Consider the following 19,877-nt stretch of genomic DNA (forward strand, 5'->3'; position numbering starts at 1 on the left):
ACATGGCGAAACTGACCCGCGCGCAGCGGGAATGGCGGCCCGGCACCCCGAAGAAGGCCCGCTCGACCAAGGTCACCTTCGCCTCGACGGTGCTGGTGCTCGAAGCGTTCGTGATGTTCTTCGCGGCGCTGGTGGTCTTCGGCCTCCGCAAGAGCGAGCCGATCGCCCCGGTGCTGCTGGGTGTCGGCATCGGCCTGGCCGTGCTGATGGTGCTCTCCTGCGCCTTCCTGCAGAAGAAGTGGGGCTATGGCCTGGGCTGGGGCATCCAGCTCCTGCTGATCCTCACCGGCTTCCTCGAGTCCACCATGTTCGTGATCGGCGTCCTGTTCGCCATCACCTGGTGGTACGGTCTCCGGGCCGGCGGGCGGATCGACCGGGAGCAGCGTGAGCGTGCCGCTGAGCAGGCCCGCTGGGAAGCCGAGCACCCGGACGAGGCCTGACCCGCCGTCGTCGGCCGGCCTGGCGACAACCTAGAATCGTTACCGAACCAACCATCTCTTTTTGGGAGCAGTAGTGAGCATTGAGCGCACCCTCGTCCTCGTCAAGCCTGACGGCGTTCAGCGGCAGCTGACTGGCGCCATCCTGGCCCGCATCGAAGCCAAGGGTTACACCCTGGCCGCCTTGAAGAAGCTCGACGCCGGCCGCGAGCTGCTCGAGCAGCACTACGCCGAGCACGAAGGCAAGCCCTTCTACGAGCCGCTGCTCGAATTCATGCAGTCCGGCCCGGTCGTTGCGGCCGTCGTCGAGGGCGATCGCGTGATCGAGGGCTTCCGTTCACTGGCCGGGACCACCGATCCCACCACGGCCGCTCCGGGCACCATCCGCGGTGACTTCGGTCGCGATTGGGGCGTGGCGGTTCAGCAGAACCTCGTGCACGGCTCCGACTCGGTCGAGTCTGCCGAGCGTGAGATCGCCATCTGGTTCTGAGAACGGCGGCTTAAACCACGAAGCCGGTCCAGGAATTCTCCTGGACCGGCTTCGCCGTTTCCTGTGGACTCACATGGTGGAGCCGAAGAACACCCCGCTGAAGCGGATCAGGATCGAGGCGATGACGCCGATGTAGAGCAGCGCCACGAGCGGCCAGGCGAAATCGCCGACGGACTTCCGGAACTTCTCCGGGACGGGGATGACCCCGTGGACGATGTTCCGCACCGTCACCCAGACGAACATGGGGATCATCATGGCCCAGACGATCATGCAGAACGGGCACAGGATGCCGATGGCGTAGAGGGCCTGGGACCACAGCCAGCAGACGAACGCGAAGCCGAGGGTCACACCCGTCTGGAGGCCGAGCCAGTACCAGCGCGCGAAGCGGGCGCCGGACAGCAGAGCCATGGCGGTCGTGATGATGACCGGGAACGCCACGATGCCGATGAACATGTTCGGGAACCCGAACACCGAACTCTGCGCGGTCTGCATGACCTGGCCACAGGAGATCCACGGGTTGATGTCGCAGATGGTGGCGTGGTTCTTGTCCTGCAGCACTTCCAGTTTCTCGATGACGAGCCACCACGACGCGATGAAGCCGACGACGCCGGTCACGAGCAGGAGCCAGGCGAAAGGGCGGTGCCGGGTCATGAGGGGAAGCGCCTTCTCCTCCTGGTGCTGGGTGGGAGTGCCTCCCGCGGCGGTACTCATGCGCTGGCGTGTCCTTTCGATAAGACCGGTATGCCGCCGATTGTAACCATGGGACCTCCGGAAAAACTCCGAGCACAGCGCCACGGTGCGGGAAAGCCGGTTCTCGGGCTTTTGTGGGATGATGGGTACGGCTGGGCCCGGTCCACACCCGGAGCCCTGGCCCAGTGTGATGCCCGCAAGATCCACGTGATGCGTCGGGTGCCCGATCACCGGAGGGATGCTTCGTCGCTTCCCGGCCCGGAACCAGGCACCCTGAAGCCACTGTGGCACCTGGCCGTAGTCCTTACGGCGGGTTCCAGGCTCCACTGGCCCGAGCCGGCCGTGGTCCTCGCGTAGAGCAGAGGCACGCAGCCGCCGGGTACCTACTGACTTTCGTCGGTGCCTGAGGGTGCTGACTTCGTGAAACGCCTCGCGCGGGACCGGGTGTGGGGGCTCCCGTCGGGCGGGAATGTTGACCATGGATTCCGAAAATCTCCCCGCAGGGGAAGCAACGAACGCAGAAACGAATTCCACGGAGGCGGCGAAGAAGCCCGCCAGGTCGCGACGCCGTATCGCGTCCGCCCCGGCCGGCGCGCCGGCTCCCGTGGCCGAGGCTCCGGCCGCACCTGAGGCTCCCGCGGCCGAGGCCGGGGAAGCCCCCGCGAAGACCACCACGCGACGTCGTCCGTCCCGGGCGAAGGCCGCCGTTGCGGAAGAGCCCGCCACGGCCGCACCGGTCGCCGAGACCGCCGCCGCGAACACTGAAGCCCCCGTATCGGAGGCGCCCACGACGGCTGCACCTGCGAAGGCGCCGGCCCGCAAGCGCGCGCCCCGCAAGGCCACCGCTCCGACGGCATCGCCCGAGCCCCGTGCCGAGACTGAGCCGGCTCCGGCGGCCGTGGAGGTCCCGGCCACCGAGGCGCCCGCGGCCGAAGCCCCCGCCGCCAAGACCTCCACCCGGAAGGCGCCGGCCCGGCGCCGCAAGGCGACCGATGCCGCGGCTCAGCAGACGGCGCCGACCGAGGACGCCGCTCCGGCTGAAGTCGCGGAGACCGCGGCCGCCGACGTTCCGGCGCAGGAGACCAAGGACCAGGATTCCAAGAGCCAGGATTCCAAAACCCAGGGCACGCGTTCCTCGCGTGGCCGCAATCAGGCCGACCGGTCCAAGGGCGCGCGCGCCGAGGGTGGCCGGTCTCAGAATTCCCGGAGCCGTAACTCCCGATCGCAGAACGCCTCCGCGGCCGCCACGGACCGCGCCGCCGAGCGGCAGACTGCCGCGCCTGCTCCCGAAGAGACCTCCGCGCCGGTGCGCCGCCGCCGGGTGAGCAAGTACAAGGCCGCGCCGCAGGCGGTCGAGGCCGAGGTCACCGAGCCGGCCGTGGCCGCTCAGGAATCCGATGCGCCCGTCCACGCCGCCGAGCCGGCCGAGGCCGTGCTGATCGTCGCCACCGAGCCTGCACCCGCCGAGGAGGAGGCTGCTGCCGAGAAGGCCGTGGAGCCCGCGGCCGAGGAGTCCGCGGCGGAGGAGACCACTGAAGAGACCTCCTCGGTCTCGAGCCTCTTCCTGGCCCCCGCCGATGTGACGTCCGTGCTCTTCCACGCTCCTGATCTGTCGCTGGCCTTCCCGGAAGGCGAGGAGACCGGGGACGCCGAGGACGAGGACGATTCCACCGAGGGCACGGGCAGCCGCTCGCGCCGCCGCCGTCGCGGCCGTTCGCGTGGCCGCAGCGGCGAAGTCGCTGAGGAGGGGTCGCAGACCGAGGAAGCCACGGAGGAGAACGACGGCGTGACGTCGCGCCGCCGTCGTCGTCGCCGCCGCGGCGATCAGGACCTTGAACTGACCGGCGGGCTGGACGACGATCCGCCCAACACCGTCACCCGGGTCCGTGCGCCGCGCACGCCGTCGGAGACCGTCAACAACAAGGTCGCCAGCGTGAAGGGCTCCACCCGTCTGGAGGCCAAGAAGCAGCGTCGCCGCGAGTCCCGTGAGTCGGGCCGTCGTCGTCAGGTCATCACCGAGGCCGAGTTCCTCGCACGCCGCGAGTCCGTGGACCGCCAGATGGTGGTCCGTCAGAAGGACGACCGTATCCAGATCGCCGTCCTGGAGGACGGCGTGCTCGCCGAGCACTTCGTCTCCAAGACCCAGCAGGACTCCCTGATCGGCAACGTGTACCTGGGCAAGGTCCAGAACGTGCTGCCGAGCATGGAAGCCGCCTTCGTCGACATCGGGCGCGGCCGCAACGCCGTGCTGTACGCCGGTGAGGTCAACTGGGACAGCGTCTCCCTGGAGGGCAAGCCGCGCCGCATCGAGAACGCGCTGAAGTCGGGTGACTCCGTGCTGGTCCAGGTCAGCAAGGACCCGATCGGCCACAAGGGCGCCCGCCTGACCAGCCAGATCTCGCTGCCGGGCCGCTACCTGGTCTACGTGCCGGGCGGCTCCATGACGGGCATCTCGCGCAAGCTGCCCGACGTCGAGCGCAACCGCCTCAAGCGGATCCTCAAGGACCGTCTGCCGGAGAACGCCGGCGTGATCGTCCGCACCGCGGCGGAAGGCGCCTCGGAGGAGGAGCTGACCAACGACATCAACCGCCTCCGCGCTCTCTGGGAGTCCATCGAATCCCAGACCGGCTCCACCAAGGTGCTGGCGCCCGAGCTGCTCTACGGCGAGCCGGACCTGACCATCAAGGTGGTCCGCGACGTCTTCAACGAGGACTTCTCGAAGCTGATCGTCTCCGGTGAAGAGGCGTGGGACACCATCGAGGCCTACGTGACCTACGTGGCCCCGGATCTCGTGGGCCGCCTGGAGAAGTGGACCGACGCGAAGGACATCTTCTCCGCGTGGCGTATCGACGAGCAGATCCACAAGGCGCTGGACCGCAAGGTCTTCCTGCCGTCCGGTGGCTCGCTCGTGATCGACCGGACCGAAGCCATGACCGTGGTCGACGTCAACACCGGCAAGTTCACGGGCAGCGGTGGCAACCTCGAGGAGACCGTCACCAAGAACAACCTGGAGGCGGCCGAGGAGGTCGTGCGCCAGCTCCGTCTGCGGGACATCGGCGGCATCATCGTGATCGACTTCATCGACATGGTGCTCGAATCCAACCGTGACCTCGTGCTCCGTCGCCTGGTCGAGTGCCTGGGCCGGGACCGGACCAAGCACCAGGTGGCCGAGGTGACCTCGCTGGGCCTCGTCCAGATGACCCGCAAGCGGATGGGCACCGGCCTCCTCGAGGTCTTCGGTGAGCAGTGCGAGCACTGCGCCGGACGCGGCGTCATCACGCACGATGAGCCGCTGGACACCCGCCGTCCGACCGGCCACTTCGAACACCAGCACGGGGTGCGGCCGGAGACCCCGCAGCAGCCGAGCGGCCGTTCGGAGCGCAAGCGCCGCCGCGGACGCTCCAACGCCGCGGCCACCGAGGAGACTTCCGCGCAGCAGCCGGCTCCGGAGCACGACGACGAGGACAAGGCCGCGAAGGCCGCCGCCACCCGTGCGGTCCTGGCGAACATCGCTGCCGCGGCTCACGCCGCGCATTCCCACGACGGCGAACACGGTCATGAAGGAGCCGAGGACGATCAGACGGATCGCCCCGCGGCCGTCCTGACCATCGGTGGTGAAGTGGTCGAGCTGCCCCTTGGCCAGGCCGAGGAGCCCGTTCAGGAGCCGGCGCCCGTGCTGAGCCTGGACGCCCTGGCCGCGGCCTTCGACAGCATCGGTGGCCCGTCGGCTCCCGCTGCCGCCGCGCCGGTCCAGGAGACCACGCCGGTGCAAGAAGCCGCACCGGTTCAGGAACCGGTCGCCGAGCAGGTCGCTCCTGCCGGGGCCCGCGAAGAGAAGGCCCCGGAGGAGAAGGCCCCCGAGGCCAAGCGTCCCGCGCGTCGTCCTCGTGCCTCCCGCCGGGCACAGAGCGCCGTCGGCGCCTCAGACGTCCAGCAGGTGGAGGTGACCGCGGCTCAGGAGAGCGGGTCCGTCCGCAGGGCGTCGGTGCAGGCCGAGCAGTCCCGGGACAAGGGTCCCAGCGGCGAGGAGCCGTTGGTGCTCGGCGTGGGAGTGCCCGCATCTGAGCTGTGAGTCCAGCCGTCCTCGGACGGCATGTGACTGGTGAAGCACCTGACAGGAGGGGGCGTGGCGAAAGCCGCGCCCCCTCCTGTATTACATTGGTGGCACATCCCCGATTGGAGTTCCGCCATGACCCGTGTCCCCGTCGCATCGTCGCTCCTGCCGGCGGAGGCCCCGCCCCGGCCCCGGGTGCTCAGCATCGCCGGATCCGATCCGAGCGGGGGAGCGGGCATCCAGGCGGATCTCAAGAGCATCGCGGCCAACGGCGGCTACGGCATGGCGGCGATCACGGCGCTGACGGCCCAGAACACCCGCGGCGTCCGTGGGGTGCACGTCCCGCCCGTGGAGTTTCTGACGCAGCAGCTCGAGGCGGTCAGCGATGACATCACCGTCGACGCGGTGAAGATCGGCATGCTCGGCAATACCGCGGTCATCGACACCGTCAGCTCGTGGCTGGAACGGCATCGGCCGCCGGTCGTGGTCCTGGATCCGGTCATGGTGGCGAGCAGTGGGGACCGGCTCTTGGACGCCGCAGCGGAGGCCGCCTTGGAGCGCCTCCTCGGCCTGGCCGACGTCGTGACCCCCAACATCCCTGAACTGGCCGTGCTGCTGGGGGAGAGCCCGGCCTCCGATTGGGAGTCGGCCCTGGAACAGGGGAAGCGCCTCGCCGCCGCCCACGGGGTGGCCGTGCTGGTCAAGGGCGGTCACCTGGAGGGCGAGACGGCCTGGGATGCCCTCGTGGATCTGAGCGGCCGCTCGGTGTCCGATGTGACGGTGTTCGAGGGACCCCGCGTGGCGACGGAGAACACGCACGGCACAGGCTGCTCGCTGTCCTCGGCGGTGGCCACACTCCTCGGAGCCGGGCTCGACCCGGAGCACGCCGTGCGGCAGGCGAAGTCGTGGCTCCTCGAAGCCATCCGGACCTCGTCGGAGCTCCAGGTGGGCCACGGCCACGGACCGGTGAACCACTTCCACCACGGCGTTCTCGCGGGCGCCCGGAGCCAGGCGGCGTACGCCGGCGAACTCTGGTCCACGGCCGCTGCGGATCTGGAACGCATCCATGCCCTGCCTTTCATCGAGCAGCTGGGGGCGGGAAGCCTGGCGGAGGCGGACTTCGCCTACTATCTGGCACAGGACGCCCTGTACCTCAATGCCTACTCGCGCGTGCTGGCCGCTGCGAGCATGCTGGCCCCCACGGAGGCGGAGCAGGCATTCTGGGCCAAGGGCGCCCGGGAATGCCTCGAGGTGGAGGCCGAACTGCACCGCACCTGGCTCGTCGGCCGGGAGGTCAGCCTGACGCAGGGGCCAGAGACGCGCCAGTACGTGGACCACCTGCTCGCGCGCGCCGCCGAGGGCGACTACGCCGTCCTGGTCGCCGCCGTCCTGCCCTGCTACTGGCTCTACGCCGAGGTGGGGGCCACCTTGTTCCGCGCCTTCGAGGAGGCGGGGGCGCCGGACAGCCACCCCTACGCGGTCTGGCTCCGCAGCTACTCGGACCCTGCCTTCGCCGAGTCCACCCGCCAGGCCATCGCCTGGACCGCTCAGGCGGCCCGGCAGGCCGACCCGGCCCGCTGGGCACGGATGCAGGAGGCCTTCGCGGTGTCCTCCGGCTTCGAGGTGGACTTCTTTGACGCGCCGCGCCGACGTGGTCCGCGGAGTGCGTCCGGCATCCGCTAGACTTGAATGTCGGGAAAGGCGCCACGTGGGTCATACCACGTCCGGTGCCCTGTGGACCAGCCTCATTTGCAGCGAGGGTGAGGACTAGCGTAAGCTAGACCTTCGGTGCTAACGCCAACCCATGGGTATTGCGGGAAGATCCTGAAGAGGAATCGCCCGGACTCCTTTATCGGGCCCTTATCGTGGGGTCCGACGGCGCAGAGGCACAGCCAGGACCTGATGGGGGATTTCCCTCTGGTCCGGCACGCAAACTTAGTAAGAATCGTCGAGAGAAGTGAGTTCCCAAGTGGTGTACGCGATTGTCCGCGCCGGCGGCCGTCAAGAAAAGGTCTCGGTTGGAGACTTCGTAACCCTGAACCGCGTCGCCGGTGAAGTGGGTGGCACCATCGAGCTGCCTGCCCTCCTGCTGGTGGATGGTGACAAGCTCACCACGAAGGCTGCCGATCTGGCCAAGGTCAAGGTCACTGCCGAGATCCTGGAAGACCTGCGCGGCAAGAAGATCGTCATCCAGAAGTACAAGAACAAGACCGGTTACAAGAAGCGTCAGGGTCACCGTCAGGAACTGACCCGCGTCAAGATCACCGGCATCAAGTAAGACCCTTCACGGGATTACTTCTACCTAGAAGGCAGGCATAAGGCATGGCACATAAGAAGGGCGCGAGTTCCACTCGCAACGGTCGCGATTCGAACGCTCAGTACCTCGGTGTGAAGCGCTTCGGTGGTCAGGTCGTCTCCGCTGGTGAGATCCTGGTCCGTCAGCGTGGCACCCACTTCCACCCCGGCAACGGCGTGGGCCGTGGCAAGGACGACACCCTGTTCGCCCTCACGCCCGGTGCTGTCGAGTTCGGCACCCGCCGTGGACGCCGCGTGGTCAACGTGGTGGCCGCAGCCGCTGAGTGATCAGTCGCACACTTTGGATGGGGCGGGCCTGAGGCCCGCCCCATCGGCGTTTAACATCCGGGCCAGGCCCTGGCCGGGATCATAGAATCATTCTGGAAGCCGCGCGTCGACGCGGATCTTCGACAGCAGAACAAAGGAGAACCAGTGGCGAGCTTTGTGGACCGTGTGGTCCTGCACGTCTCCGGCGGCAATGGGGGACACGGTTGTGTCTCCGTCCATCGGGAGAAGTTCAAGCCACTGGGTGGTCCCGACGGCGGCAACGGCGGCAACGGCGGAGACGTGGTGCTCCGGGTCGATCCACAGGTCACCACTCTCCTCGAGTACCACCACTCGCCGCACCGCCACGCCGGCAACGGCGGTCCCGGCATGGGTGACTGGCGCGGCGGCAAGGCCGGCGAAACCCTCGTGCTCTCCGTCCCCGAGGGCACGGTCGTCAAGGACCGCGACGGCGCCGTGCTGGCCGACCTGGTGGAGCCCGGCACCGAGTTCATCGCCGCGGCCGGCGGCATCGGCGGCCTGGGCAACTCCTCGCTCGCTTCACAGCGCCGCAAGGCACCCGGCTTCGCCCTTCTCGGCATCGAGGGGGAGCAGCGGGACATCGTCCTGGAGCTGAAATCGATCGCCGACGTCGCGCTGGTCGGGTTCCCGTCCGCCGGCAAGTCGAGCCTCATCGCGGCCATGTCCGCCGCGCGCCCGAAGATCGCGGACTACCCCTTCACCACCCTGGTCCCGAACCTCGGCGTCGTGCAGGCCGGCGACGTCCGATTCACCATCGCCGATGTGCCCGGACTGATCGAAGGCGCGAGCGAAGGCAAGGGCCTGGGCCACAACTTCCTCCGTCACGTCGAGCGCTGCGCGGCGATCGTGCACGTGCTGGACTGCGGATCCCTGGAGTCCGATCGTGATCCCCTGAGCGATCTGGACATCATCGAACGGGAACTCGAGCGCTACGCGGTGGACATGGCGTACGGTGACGGCGAGGTCATCCCCCTCAACGAGCGTCCCCGCATCGTCGCACTGAACAAGGTCGACCTGCCCGACGGCAAGGACATGGCCGAGTTCGTGCGCCCCGATCTGGAGGCCCGCGGCTACCGCGTCTTCGAGGTGTCCGCCACCAGCCACGAGGGTCTCCGCGCCCTCGGCTTCGCGATGGCCGAGCTGGTCCAGGAGGCCCGTGACCGGATCGCCGTCGCCCCGCCCGTGGTGGCCCCGACCGTCCTGCGTCCGCGCGCCGTCAACGAGACCGGGTTCGTCATCCGCCGCGAGGAACGCAATCTGGAACCGCTGTTTCGTGTCCGCGGTGAGAAGCCCGAGCGCTGGGTCAAGCAGACCGACTTCGAGAACGAGGAGGCCATCGGCTACCTCGCGGACCGCCTGGCGAAGCTCGGCGTGGAGACGGAACTCTTCAAGATGGGCGCCAAGCCCGGCGACACCGTGGTGATCGGTGACGACAACGGAGTGGTGTTCGACTGGGAGCCGACCATGGCCGCCGGCGCCGAACTGCTCGCGTCCCCGCGTGGCACGGACATCCGCATCGCCGATGCCGAGACCAGCTCGCGTCCGACCCGTGCCCAGAAGCGCGAGGAGCAGCAGGAGCGCCGCGATGCCAAGGCCGCCGCCCGCGCCGAGCTGGAAGCGGAACGCAAGGCCGGTATCTGGACCGAGTCCTCGCAGCGCCGCCGGCAGGACAAGGCAGCCGCCGTCGAACGTGACATCCTCTCCGCCGAAGGCCTGGGTGACGAGGACGAGGCATGAGCCTCGCACCGCTCACACAGGAGGGCCGCGCCGTCCTGCGTGACGCCAAGCGCGTGGTGGTCAAGGTGGGTTCCTCCTCGCTGACCAGCATCCAGGGCGGGATCTCCGAGGAATCGGTGCTCGCCCTCGTGGAGGCTCTGGCGGAGCGCCGCAACGGCGGCACCGAGGTGATCCTCGTGTCCTCAGGCGCGATCGCCGCGGGTCTGGCCCCGCTGGGACTGGCGCGCCGCCCCCGGGATCTGGCCACTCAGCAGGCCGCGGCAAGCGTGGGGCAGGGGCGGCTCATGTCGCGCTACACCCAGGCGTTCTCGGTGCACGGGATCACCGTCAGCCAGGTGCTGCTCACCGCGGAAGACCTGGTGCGCCGCACGCAGCACGCCAACGCCTTCCGGGCACTGGACCGGCTGCTGAATCTCGGCGTGGTGCCGATCGTCAACGAGAACGACACCGTGGCGACCCATGAGATCCGCTTCGGTGACAACGACCGGCTCGCCGCGCTCGTGGCGCACCTCGTGCGGGCCGATGCGCTGCTGTTGCTCTCCGACGTCGACTCCGTGTACGACGGTCCGCCGAAGGACGGCGCGCGCCGCATCGCCGAGGTCCGCGTCCCGGAGGACCTGGCCGGCGTCGTGGTCGGGAGCGCCGGCAAAGCGGGTGTCGGCACCGGGGGCATGGCCACGAAGGTGCAGGCTGCGAGCATCGCGGCCGGGTCCGGCATCCCCGCGCTCGTGACGTCCACGGCCAACGCCCAGGCCGCCCTGCGGGGTGAGGACGTGGGGACGTGGTTCTCCGTCCAAGGCGACCGCAAGCCCATTCGTCTGCTGTGGCTGGCGCATCTGGCGACGGCGCGTGGTGAGATCGTGCTCGACGACGGCGCGGTGCGGGCCGTGACGCGGAACCACCGCTCGCTCCTGCCCGCGGGGATCACCGCCGTGCGTGGCGAGTTCGAGGCCGGCGACCCGGTGGATCTGCTCGATCCCGCCGGTACCGTGGTGGCCCGTGGGCTCGTGAACTACTCCGTGGAGGAGCTGCCCCGGATGCTCGGGCGGTCCACCAAGGAGCTGGCGCGCGAGCTGGGCCACGAATATGAACGCGAAGTGGTTCATGTTGACGACCTGGTCGTCCTCTGAGGCGGACACTGGCCTAAACTTGTCGCATGACTGACACCGCTCTTACCACCGGCCTCGACGACGCGCAGCTGCACGACGTCGAGGCCGCGGTCCACGCGATCGCCGACCGGGCACGCACCGCGTCCCGCCGGATCGCCCGTGCCACCCGGGCACGGAAGGACGAAGCGCTGCGAGCGATCGCCGCGGCCCTTCTGGAGCACGAGCCACGCATCCTGGCCGCGAACGCCCAGGATGTCGAGCGCGGCCGGGGCAACGGCACGTCCAAGGCGATGCTGGACCGCCTGAGCCTGACTCCCGCGCGCATCCAGGGCCTCGCCGACGCCCTGGAGAACCTCGCCTCCCAGCCCGATCCCGTGGGGACCGTGGTCCGTGGCCAGACCCTCCCGAACGGCCTGCGCCTGCGCCAGGTCAACGTGCCCATGGGCGTGGTGGCCGCCATCTATGAGGCCCGCCCCAACGTGACCGTGGACATCGCCGGACTCGCGCTCAAGGCCGGGAACGCCGTGATCCTCCGAGGCGGTTCCGCTGCCGCCAGTACCAACGAGGCGCTCGTGGAGGTCCTGCGGGATGCCCTGGACTCCGTCGGCCTGCCCGCGGACGCCATCCAGACCATCGACGCCTACGGCCGCGAGGGCGCCAATGTGCTCATGCGGGCGCGTGGGCGTGTGGACGTCCTCATCCCGCGCGGCGGCCGGGAGCTCATCCAGACCGTGGTGCAGAACTCCGCCGTCCCCGTCATCGAGACGGGCGAGGGCAATGTGCACATCTACATCGACGAGTCGGCCTCCGAGGACATGGCCGTCGAGATCCTGCTCAACGCCAAGACCCAGCGTCCGAGTGTCTGCAACACCGTGGAGACCCTTCTGGCGCACTCGCACTCGACCGTGCTGCCCGCGGTGGCACGTGCCCTGCGCGACGCCGGCGTGCGGCTCCACGTCGACGGCCGGGTCGCAGCGCTGCTGCCCCCGGGCGAGGACGTCTCGGCCGCCACGGACGAGGACTGGGGCACGGAGTACATGGACCTGGACCTCGCCGTGGCGATGGTGGACACCCTCGACGAGGCGCTGGAGCACATCCGCACCTGGAGCACGGGCCACACTGAAGCGATCCTGACGAACGATCTGCGCAACGCGGAGAGGTTCATCGCGGAGATCGATTCCGCCGCGGTGATCGTGAACGCCTCCACCCGTTTCACGGACGGCGGCGAGTTCGGGCTGGGCGCCGAGGTGGGCATCTCCACGCAGAAGCTCCACGCCCGTGGGCCGATGGGTCTGGGGGAGCTGACCACCACCAAGTGGATCGTCCAGGGTGAAGGGCAGACCCGCGCCTGAGTGCGGGTAGGATTGAACAACGTCACGGCGGCAGCGTCGCTGGTCGCCCCCGGATTGATCCGGGAAGAAGCACTGTGAAGGGAACACCATGTTGGCTCAGCTGGCCACCACTGCAATCCAAGCAGCCGCCGAGGGCGGCCACGAGGAGCTCGCTCCGCTGATCGCCCCGCCGTTCGTGGTGGGCGGCGTGATGATGGCGATCCTGCTGGTGCTTCTCTTCGTCACGGTGTCCTACAGCAATCTGGGCAACCGCCACGATGCTGTCGAGGAGCACGCTGATCCGCACCGTCAGCACACCAACAAGCACGATCACAGCCACCAGGGACACTGACATTCCCAGCGGCACCCAGGAGCCGCGCCGTCACCGTCTCGGGGTGATGGGCGGCACCTTTGATCCGATCCACCATGGGCACTTGGTGGCCGCCAGTGAGGTGGCCGCCAAGTTCCATTTGGACGAAGTGGTCTTCGTCCCCACCGGCGAGCCCTGGCAGAAAGCCAAAAAGAAGGTCAGCCCGGCGGAGCACCGTTATCTCATGACGGTGATCGCCACGGCCTCGAATCCGCGCTTCACCGTCAGCCGAGTCGACATCGACCGTGCAGGTCCCACCTACACGATCGACACGCTCCGGGATCTCCACCGTCTGCGTCCGGGCTCCGACCTGTTCTTCATCACGGGTGCCGACGCCATGGCCCAGATCGTCTCCTGGAAGGACTCCGACGAACTCTGGAAGCTGGCTCACTTCGTGGGCGTCACCCGGCCCGGGCACGAACTCGACGCCCTGGGCCGTGAGGATGTCAGCCTCCTGGAGGTGCCTGCCATGGCGATCTCCTCCACGGATTGCCGAGCCCGCGTGGCCGAGGGAAATCCGGTGTGGTACCTCGTGCCGGACGGTGTTGTGCAGTACATTGCCAAGTACGGCCTGTACGAACGCGATGCGGCATCTTCCGTCCCGGGGAACCCTGGCGTGCTGCCGTCCGTTCCTTCACGGGGACGCTGAACACTTGAACGGCGGGGCGGGCCTTTCGCGGGCACCCCGCACCATTGAACGGAACTGGATGATTAACTGATGAGTCAGGAAGAGCAGCCTTTCCGCACACGACGAGAACTGCGTGAGGCGCGCGAGCGGGCAACGGTGCAGACCACCGCTGCGGTTTCGCCGACTCCTGACGCTCAGCAGGACAGGACCACGGGAAGCGGCGCAGGCGCGCCCGCGGCTGACAAGTCTGTCCGGACTCCGGAGGTGAGCGGGCACACCGCCCCTCCCACAGGTCGCACGCGCCGCGTGGCCGAAGGGCCGATCGACGCCGAACCCGTGCGCACCGAACGCAGCTCGCAGCTGCGGGCGCGGGACCGCGCCGCCCTCCGGGCCATCAAGGACCTCGCGGAGAAGGAAGAACAGCTCAGCGGTGGCACGCCCACCCGCCGGCAGCGCCGGCTCCAGGAACTGGCTCTCGAGACGAGGCAGCGGTCCGTGGTGCCGATGCCACCGTCCGACGGCGCCGGGCCCGGACAAGGCGGCACGGGCGGTCAGGTTTCAGGCCAGGCCGGCCAGGGACGCGAGGGGTCCGAGGGTACAGGGCGTCCCGCCATGGGCGTCAGCCTCGGCCCGGTCCCTGGCACCGGAGCGGTGCGGGTCGTCCCGAAGAGCGCGGGGGAGCCCCTTCCCGAGGACATGAGCCTCGAGGAGGCTCTGGCGGAGCGTGAGCGGTTCACCGCCCAGGCGCAGGAATACTTCGCGAAACTCGCCGAGAACCCCGGCGCGGCTCCCGGGGAAGTGGATCAGGACGTCCTGGCCGAGCAGATCGCCATGGCGGAACGCGCCGCGATCCTCAACCAGCGCGCGCAGCGCAGGGAAGAGCTCGCTCGGGAGGCGGAGAACGCCAAGGCCGGCCACAAGCCTTCCTTCGCCCCGGCCACCGCCCACAATCTCGGGACCGTGTCCCGGGAGGAGACGGTCGAGGTGCCCGGCGTGGCCCACCCCGTCATCAAGGCTCCGACCACTCAGGTCCAGATCCCGGTGCCGTCCCGCAAGCCGCAGAAGCCGGCCGTCGCGCCGGCGGTTCCTGGTCCGGGCGAGGAACCGGCTCCCGAGACGGTCCACGTGCAGAGGGTGCCCGCGCCGGCGGCGGAGCCCGTCGACCCGGAGGCCGGGACGACGACGTCGGCAGCTCAGCCGGAGGCGTCCGCGCCGGTTTCGGCGAACCACGGGAAGAAGGGCGGCAAGGGGCGCAAGCCTGGACGGCGCGCTCAGCTGCTGGCCCAGGCGGAGGCCCTCGCCAGCGCCGGCGAGGCAGAGGGGGAGGCGGCCGGCGTCGTCGTCCCGGCGGCTGATGCTCCGGCCCCGGAGACGCAGAATCTCGGCAAGGTCTTCACCCCGACGGTTCCGGTGGCCGCGCCCGTGACGGTGGCGGAGCCGGCGCCCGCGCCGCGCGATGCGGACCGGCAGAAGCCCGTCAAGCCCGCGGCCGCTCCGCAGGCTCCTCAGAGCGCCGTGGCCGTGGAATCGCGTCCTGTGGCCGCACGGGACGCGCATGGTCTGGACCCGCTGGACGTGGGCACGGCGGGCGTGCATGTCGCCGCACGGCTGCGGCTGTTGTACTGGGGTGTGCTGGCGCTGGGCGGCGTGGCGCTGGTGGTCGGTGTGATCCTGGCCATCTCCGCCGGTGGCCGCTGAGCGCAGGGACTAGAATTGAATGATGCTGGCATCCGTCCAGCGGCAACTGTGTGTGACAAAGGAGACCTGTGAGCGCTAGCTCTTCCGCGATTGAAACGGCCCGACTGATCGGCAAGGCAGCTGATGACAAGCAGGCCGAGGAGATCCTGGCTCTGGACGTCAGTGAGCGCATGCCGTTCTCGGACATCTTCGTCATCGCCTCCGCCGCGTCCGAACGGCAGGTCAAGTCCATCGCCGACGAGATCGAGGAGCAGCTGATCGCCAGCGGCCGCAAGATCCTCCGTCAGGAAGGCCGCGCTGCCGGCCGGTGGATCCTCCTGGACTTCTCCGATGTGATCGTGCACGTCCAGCACGGCGAAGAGCGTGTCTTCTACGCGCTGGAACGCCTCTGGCAGGACTGCCCCGTGGTCGACCTGGGTCTTCCGGAGCATTCCGCCGCCGCGAGCGATGAGGACGAAGCCAGCGCCTGAACGGCCTGCTGATTTGCTGCTCATCCGGCTGATGGTCTACACTGAATGAGTTGCCCCGGCCGGGAAAGCACGCTGAAACGGCGGGGTGGACAAGTGAATATGGGGGTATGGCGCAGTTGGTAGCGCGTCTGCATGGCATGCAGAAGGTCAGGGGTTCGAATCCCCTTACCTCCACAGATGAAGGGCCGGTCGAGAGACCGGCCCTTCGGCGTTCCCGGGGTCGGGTCCCGGAATACAGGGGTCTTGCGCAGTGCGCCCCGGCCGCGAAGACTGAAGACATGATCGGAAGCCTGAGTGGAATCGTCATCGACTGCCCTGACCCCCGCGCCCTCGCACCCTTCTACGAGGCGCTGCTGGGTGCCTCGAGGACCTATGAGGACGAGGAGTGGATCTCGCTGGATCTGGGACCGGGTCTGCCGTCCCTGGACCTGCAGCGGACCGACAAGTTCCACGCTCCGGACTGGACCTCGGGGGATCCTGCTCAGCAGCTGCACCTGGATGTCCGGGTGGCGGATTTCGAGGAGGGCGAAGCGGCCGTTCTGGCGGCCGGGGCCACCCTGCTGGAGGGGTCGGAGGACCACCCGGGGTTCCGCGTCTACGCCGATCCCGTGGGACATCCCTTCTGCCTGGTCCGGCCGCGAAGCGACGGCTGAGGAACTGCGGTCAGACGTCTCCGTCAGCCTGGGCCAGAGCATTGGTGAAGTCATGAGCCTCGCTGCAGACCAGGAAACTGACCGTCTCCACGGCATCGTCGACCAGTTCCGGGTAGGCGGCCCTGACCGCCGCCCGGGCCGACTCTTTGATGCGGTTCCACTCGCGCCGTCTCCGTTCACCCTGTTCACCGGCCTCCCAGCCCGGTGACATCGGCAGGCCCGCGGTCGCGCGTTCGGCGACGGCGATGACTTCGAGGACTTGCGGCAGGAGCTCGGGTGCGACGGCGGAGGAGTGGCGCGCGGGCGTCTTCCCTCCCTGCGCGTAGCGTCCCGTGTACCTGAGCAGCGCTGCGTCGAGGGGACCGAGCGTGACGCCCCGCTCCGCGCGGCGCTGATCGGCGTCGTACTCCCACATGCGGTTCCAATCGGAGTACTGCGTGGCCGTCTGGACGGCGTCGGTGACCCTGCCGTGTTCGAGCAGGGGGACGTCGGCGCCTTGCGCGACCAGCTGTCGTTTGTCCCATGGGATGCGGCGGAACAGCGCGTCGATCTCGTGGGGTTTTCCGAAGAGGATGGGATCCAGCAGCGCCGTTGCTGCCCGGGTGTTGAGCGCGCCCTTGATCCCGGCGTCGTAGCAGAGCGGCAGGAAAGCGCTCCAGAGCAGGAGGTGACGCTCCAGATCGTGCTCGATGACCTCGAGCTGAGCCTCGGTGAGGGGAATGGTGAACTCCCGTGGGTCATGGTTGGCATCGGCTCCACCCACGATCCGGAGCCTGAGATCGCCGCCTTCGCGGATGGCCGTCGGCATCCACGGGTCCCTGCTGAAGACGACGGTCATCGGGTCCTCCTCGTGGTGCGGGCCGGGGGAGCGGTCGGCGGGTACAGCAAACCCCGGAGACGGCCCTTAAAGCAAGAGGTGCGGCCAGTGACCGCACCTCCCCCCAATCCAGCTTCGCTGACAGATCAACCGAGCTCGGTTGGTGGTATCAACACGTCCAGTCTATTCCTGGACCAAGAAGTAAACAAACCGTTCAGCCGGTTTTTCGCCCCATGATCGTATTGTTATCCCTCGGTGATCTTCGTCCGATACCAGTCCCATTCGTCGGCATCCGGTGAGGGGACGGCGGTAGAATTCCACCCCGTGGCGTCGCGAAGCGCTGCTCCCGCATACCAGTGGTCCCGCGTGACCAGGTCCACTTGATGAGCGGTGAATCCGGCCTCCGTCAGGGCGTCGCGCCCCACGGCCTCGGGCCCGAACGCGGGTGCGGGGAGGCGCAATGCCGCGGAGACTTCGGTGATCAGCTCCGCTGCAGTGACCGGTCGGGATCCGACGGCATGAAAGGCCCGCCCGTGGTTTTCTGGTGAAAGGGCCAGGCGGGCAGCCATTTGCCCCAGTTCTTTCACGCCGATGACGGATAACAATGCCGACCCATCGCCTGGCCAGATCCCGGTTCGCAGCATTTTCACCAGGCCTGGAATGAACCATTGGTCGCCGGCGCCGAAAACCAGATTCGGCCTGATGACGGTGCCTCCGCTGTCGAGGACCATGCGGTCGGCTTCAGCTCGTGCGGCACTGACGGGAGACCGCGGAGAATAGGTGCCGTCCACTTCCGTGATCCCCCGGTGCGGACCGCTTCCGTACACGCTCGTGGTGCTGAGGTACACGAAGCGGTCGACACCGAGTCGGCGGCATTCCGCCAGGAGGTTCGCCGTGCCCTGACGATTGACCTCGTCCGCCAGCCGTGGATCCTTGCCGACGTAGGAGGCGGCGTGGATCACCACGTCGACGCCGCGCAGCGCCTCTGCGAGGCTGTGAGGGTCCCCGAGGTCGCCGGGGACGGTGATACCGTGTGGGGCGAGGGGATGCTCCGCCGGTTTCCGTGACAGCACGGTGAGCCCGACGCCCTCGGAGCCGAAGAGTGAAGCCGCGATCCGGCTTCCGACGAAGCCCGTGGAACCCACCAGGAGGATCGCCGTCGGACGATCCACATCCCGGTGCGCCGTCTTGCCCGTCCCGGCGGTTGGGTCTTTCATAGAGACAAGTATTCCTCCTGACCCCACGACGAAAGGTTCTCCTCCGCAATGCAGCAGCGGGCCATCGAAACCCGGAGTTCCGTCATCGAAGGTGCTTCGAAGGTTTTTGAAAGCGCTGGATACGGCAACGCCAGCCTCAGTGAGATCTCCACGCAGTCGGAGGTCACCAAAGGCGCGTTGTATTTCCATTTCAAGTCGAAGGAGGAGATCGCCCTCGCGGTGATCGAAGCCCAGCACACCCGGTCGCGCGACGCCGGGGACAAGGTCACAGCCCTCGGGCGGAAGGCGCTGCCCACCATCATCGAACTCTGCCGGGTGTTCGGTCAGCAGCTGCTCGACGACGTCGTGGTCAGGGCGGGGATCCGCCTCACCTTCGAAGCCTCCGCCTTCGACGCCGACGTCACCGGGCCGTACCAGGACTGGATCGACACCATGGCCTTTCTGGCGGCCCAGGCTCAGTCCGAGGGCGATATCCGTGACGACGTCGACGCGGCCGATTTCGCACGGTACCTGGTGGCGTGCTTCACCGGAGTACAGATGGTCTCCAATGTCTTGACGGGACGCGCGGATGTCATGGAGAGGATCCGTCAGATGTGGGCCTTCATGCTGCCTGCCATCGCCACGGATCCCCGGCGCTGGGACACTCACGAGCTGTTCGCCCCTCAGCTGTAGAGGCCTCGGAACGACATCAAGGTGGTGTCGCCCGCCGTGATGTCGACGTGGGCGGTTCCGTCGCCGAGGCTCACCACGGTGACGGCCGCTTGATACCAGAGCTCCACGATGTGGTGGAACTCTGCGGTGAAACCGTGCAGATCGACGTCGGGCCTGCCCGCTGCCACGCGGATCGCCTGGCGTGCGGCCTCCACCAGGAGCATGCCTGGGACGTGGTCGAGAGGATGGTCGAAGAACACGGGGTGGGCGATGTCCACCACCAAAGGCCAGGTGGACGGCTCCCGGGAGGCTCCCAGCACCACGTGCCGCCCATCCCGGTGGCCCACGTGTGCGCCCTTGAGGGCGCGCGCCGGGCGTGGTCCCGGCGGCTCGGGCGAGACTTGGGACCGGAAGCGCTGGTAGGTCCGCGCATCCAGGATCCGTGCGGCGGCCGAGCCGGTTCCGATCCTGAGGTTTCCGGACATGAAGCGCGCCGAGACCTCCAGCGAGGTGAAGACGCCGGCTCGTTCCTGGGACCGGATCACCTCCAGGCCGACGATCACCTCGGTAGGTCGTCGGGGGTCACGGTCGAAGGGCGAGACCTCCAGAGCGAGGTGCGGCATGAGAAACTTGCGGTCCAGGGGGACACCGCTGCTGTGAGCGAGCAGGATCACGGACTGCCGAAGGGTCTCGGCGAGGAGCATGGAATCGGTGGGGCCGCCGGGTCCACGGTAGAAGACATGCCAGCGGGGCCATTGAGCGCCCACGACGAAGTGATTCTCGTCCAGCCGCTGGATCTCCGTCAGCAGGACCTCCGACAATGAGGTCTTGTGGACGAGCTCCCGCGGCACGGTGGCAGAGAAGTCAAGATGTCGGCCCCCGGCGTCCTGCTGGAGGCCGGCCGTTCCCATCGGTCTCCCAGCC

The 19,877-nt window shown here is 68.4% G+C and carries 19 protein-coding genes and 1 tRNA gene; 16 read left to right on the forward strand and 4 right to left on the reverse strand.

Features of this window, described 5'->3' with window-relative positions; all coding sequences use genetic code 11:
- Positions 1 to 2 precede the first annotated feature (2 nt).
- Positions 3 to 440: a DUF4233 domain-containing protein gene (locus BLV63_RS09040; protein ID WP_066210507.1), complete on the forward strand. Its 438-nt coding sequence runs from the start codon at positions 3 to 5 to the stop codon at positions 438 to 440.
- Between the two features lie 73 nt (positions 441 to 513).
- Positions 514 to 927, forward strand: a complete 414-nt coding sequence (gene ndk, locus BLV63_RS09045) for a nucleoside-diphosphate kinase (protein WP_066210505.1) — start codon at positions 514 to 516, stop codon at positions 925 to 927.
- Between the two features lie 69 nt (positions 928 to 996).
- On the opposite strand, the gene BLV63_RS09050 is transcribed toward ndk, so the two are convergent.
- Complete coding sequence (locus tag BLV63_RS09050; RefSeq protein ID WP_066210503.1) at positions 997 to 1,638, reverse strand: vitamin K epoxide reductase family protein; 642 nt, start codon at positions 1,636 to 1,638, stop codon at positions 997 to 999.
- A gap of 457 nt (positions 1,639 to 2,095) precedes the next feature.
- Between BLV63_RS09050 and BLV63_RS09055 the strand changes: the two genes are divergently transcribed.
- The 13 genes from BLV63_RS09055 to BLV63_RS09115 all read left to right on the forward strand — a co-directional run bounded on the left by BLV63_RS09055 (position 2,096) and on the right by BLV63_RS09115 (position 16,268).
- On the forward strand, positions 2,096 to 5,689 hold the full coding sequence (locus BLV63_RS09055) for an Rne/Rng family ribonuclease (protein WP_082723976.1): 3,594 nt from the start codon (positions 2,096 to 2,098) through the stop codon (positions 5,687 to 5,689).
- A gap of 117 nt (positions 5,690 to 5,806) precedes the next feature.
- The gene (gene thiD, locus BLV63_RS09060; protein WP_066210500.1) at positions 5,807 to 7,354 is read left to right on the forward strand and encodes a bifunctional hydroxymethylpyrimidine kinase/phosphomethylpyrimidine kinase; all 1,548 of its coding nucleotides are present in this window, start codon (positions 5,807 to 5,809) and stop codon (positions 7,352 to 7,354) included.
- Positions 7,355 to 7,640: 286 nt separating this feature from the next.
- Positions 7,641 to 7,949, forward strand: a complete 309-nt coding sequence (gene rplU / locus BLV63_RS09065) for a 50S ribosomal protein L21 (protein WP_066210498.1) — start codon at positions 7,641 to 7,643, stop codon at positions 7,947 to 7,949.
- A 44-nt stretch (positions 7,950 to 7,993) separates the two neighbouring features.
- Positions 7,994 to 8,254 (forward strand): 50S ribosomal protein L27, encoded by a 261-nt coding sequence (gene rpmA / locus BLV63_RS09070; protein ID WP_066210496.1) that lies wholly within the window; start codon positions 7,994 to 7,996, stop codon positions 8,252 to 8,254.
- A gap of 144 nt (positions 8,255 to 8,398) precedes the next feature.
- Positions 8,399 to 10,009, forward strand: a complete 1,611-nt coding sequence (gene obgE, locus BLV63_RS09075; RefSeq protein WP_066210494.1) for a GTPase ObgE — start codon at positions 8,399 to 8,401, stop codon at positions 10,007 to 10,009.
- A complete protein-coding gene (proB, locus tag BLV63_RS09080) occupies positions 10,006 to 11,139 on the forward strand; it encodes a glutamate 5-kinase (protein WP_066210492.1) in 1,134 nt (377 codons plus the stop codon). Before obgE ends, proB begins: the two co-directional genes overlap by 4 nt.
- A gap of 26 nt (positions 11,140 to 11,165) precedes the next feature.
- Complete coding sequence (locus BLV63_RS09085; RefSeq protein ID WP_066210490.1) at positions 11,166 to 12,470, forward strand: glutamate-5-semialdehyde dehydrogenase; 1,305 nt, start codon at positions 11,166 to 11,168, stop codon at positions 12,468 to 12,470.
- Positions 12,471 to 12,558: 88 nt separating this feature from the next.
- The gene (locus BLV63_RS09090) at positions 12,559 to 12,801 is read left to right on the forward strand and encodes a hypothetical protein (RefSeq protein ID WP_066210488.1); all 243 of its coding nucleotides are present in this window, start codon (positions 12,559 to 12,561) and stop codon (positions 12,799 to 12,801) included.
- Positions 12,728 to 13,468: a nicotinate-nucleotide adenylyltransferase gene (gene nadD, locus BLV63_RS09095; protein ID WP_082723975.1), complete on the forward strand. Its 741-nt coding sequence runs from the start codon at positions 12,728 to 12,730 to the stop codon at positions 13,466 to 13,468. The genes BLV63_RS09090 and nadD overlap by 74 nt, the downstream gene beginning before the upstream one ends.
- 243 nt (positions 13,469 to 13,711) lie before the next feature.
- Complete coding sequence (locus BLV63_RS09100; protein WP_066210483.1) at positions 13,712 to 15,145, forward strand: hypothetical protein; 1,434 nt, start codon at positions 13,712 to 13,714, stop codon at positions 15,143 to 15,145.
- Positions 15,146 to 15,213: 68 nt separating this feature from the next.
- Positions 15,214 to 15,615, forward strand: a complete 402-nt coding sequence (gene rsfS, locus BLV63_RS09105) for a ribosome silencing factor (RefSeq protein ID WP_066210481.1) — start codon at positions 15,214 to 15,216, stop codon at positions 15,613 to 15,615.
- Between the two features lie 101 nt (positions 15,616 to 15,716).
- Positions 15,717 to 15,789 (forward strand) — tRNA-Ala (locus tag BLV63_RS09110).
- Positions 15,790 to 15,893: 104 nt separating this feature from the next.
- The gene (locus BLV63_RS09115) at positions 15,894 to 16,268 is read left to right on the forward strand and encodes a VOC family protein (RefSeq protein ID WP_066210478.1); all 375 of its coding nucleotides are present in this window, start codon (positions 15,894 to 15,896) and stop codon (positions 16,266 to 16,268) included.
- Positions 16,269 to 16,278: 10 nt separating this feature from the next.
- On the opposite strand, the gene BLV63_RS09120 is transcribed toward BLV63_RS09115, so the two are convergent.
- Entirely contained in the window at positions 16,279 to 17,106 is an 828-nt protein-coding gene (locus BLV63_RS09120) for a DUF6357 family protein (RefSeq protein WP_066210477.1), read from the reverse strand.
- 224 nt (positions 17,107 to 17,330) lie between these two features.
- Positions 17,331 to 18,302 carry an NAD-dependent epimerase/dehydratase family protein gene (locus tag BLV63_RS09125; protein WP_066210475.1) on the reverse strand — a complete coding sequence of 324 codons (972 nt, stop codon included), beginning with the start codon at positions 18,300 to 18,302 and terminating at the stop codon, positions 17,331 to 17,333.
- A 48-nt stretch (positions 18,303 to 18,350) separates the two neighbouring features.
- Here BLV63_RS09125 and BLV63_RS09130 point away from each other — a divergent pair, with 48 nt between their 5' ends.
- Complete coding sequence (locus BLV63_RS09130; protein ID WP_066210473.1) at positions 18,351 to 18,974, forward strand: ScbR family autoregulator-binding transcription factor; 624 nt, start codon at positions 18,351 to 18,353, stop codon at positions 18,972 to 18,974.
- On the opposite strand, the gene BLV63_RS09135 is transcribed toward BLV63_RS09130, so the two are convergent.
- Positions 18,965 to 19,864: a ScbA/BarX family gamma-butyrolactone biosynthesis protein gene (locus tag BLV63_RS09135; RefSeq protein WP_066210471.1), complete on the reverse strand. Its 900-nt coding sequence runs from the start codon at positions 19,862 to 19,864 to the stop codon at positions 18,965 to 18,967. The genes BLV63_RS09130 and BLV63_RS09135 overlap by 10 nt on opposite strands.
- Between the last annotated feature and the right edge of the window lie 13 nt (positions 19,865 to 19,877).

The organism is Arthrobacter woluwensis, from assembly GCF_900105345.1.
GTDB classification, from domain to species: domain Bacteria; phylum Actinomycetota; class Actinomycetes; order Actinomycetales; family Micrococcaceae; genus Arthrobacter_E; species Arthrobacter_E woluwensis.

Coding starts and splice junctions, on each gene's coding strand:
- BLV63_RS09040 (WP_066210507.1), top strand. CDS start 3: ATGGCGAAACTGACCCGCGCGCAGCGGGAATGGCGGCCCGGCACCCCG.
- BLV63_RS09050 (WP_066210503.1), bottom strand. CDS start 1,638: ATGAGTACCGCCGCGGGAGGCACTCCCACCCAGCACCAGGAGGAGAAG.
- BLV63_RS09055 (WP_082723976.1), top strand. CDS start 2,096: ATGGATTCCGAAAATCTCCCCGCAGGGGAAGCAACGAACGCAGAAACG.
- thiD (WP_066210500.1), top strand. CDS start 5,807: ATGACCCGTGTCCCCGTCGCATCGTCGCTCCTGCCGGCGGAGGCCCCG.
- rpmA (WP_066210496.1), top strand. CDS start 7,994: ATGGCACATAAGAAGGGCGCGAGTTCCACTCGCAACGGTCGCGATTCG.
- proB (WP_066210492.1), top strand. CDS start 10,006: ATGAGCCTCGCACCGCTCACACAGGAGGGCCGCGCCGTCCTGCGTGAC.
- BLV63_RS09085 (WP_066210490.1), top strand. CDS start 11,166: ATGACTGACACCGCTCTTACCACCGGCCTCGACGACGCGCAGCTGCAC.
- BLV63_RS09090 (WP_066210488.1), top strand. CDS start 12,559: ATGTTGGCTCAGCTGGCCACCACTGCAATCCAAGCAGCCGCCGAGGGC.
- nadD (WP_082723975.1), top strand. CDS start 12,728: ATGCTGTCGAGGAGCACGCTGATCCGCACCGTCAGCACACCAACAAGC.
- BLV63_RS09115 (WP_066210478.1), top strand. CDS start 15,894: ATGATCGGAAGCCTGAGTGGAATCGTCATCGACTGCCCTGACCCCCGC.
- BLV63_RS09120 (WP_066210477.1), bottom strand. CDS start 17,106: ATGACCGTCGTCTTCAGCAGGGACCCGTGGATGCCGACGGCCATCCGC.
- BLV63_RS09125 (WP_066210475.1), bottom strand. CDS start 18,302: ATGAAAGACCCAACCGCCGGGACGGGCAAGACGGCGCACCGGGATGTG.
- BLV63_RS09130 (WP_066210473.1), top strand. CDS start 18,351: ATGCAGCAGCGGGCCATCGAAACCCGGAGTTCCGTCATCGAAGGTGCT.
- BLV63_RS09135 (WP_066210471.1), bottom strand. CDS start 19,864: ATGGGAACGGCCGGCCTCCAGCAGGACGCCGGGGGCCGACATCTTGAC.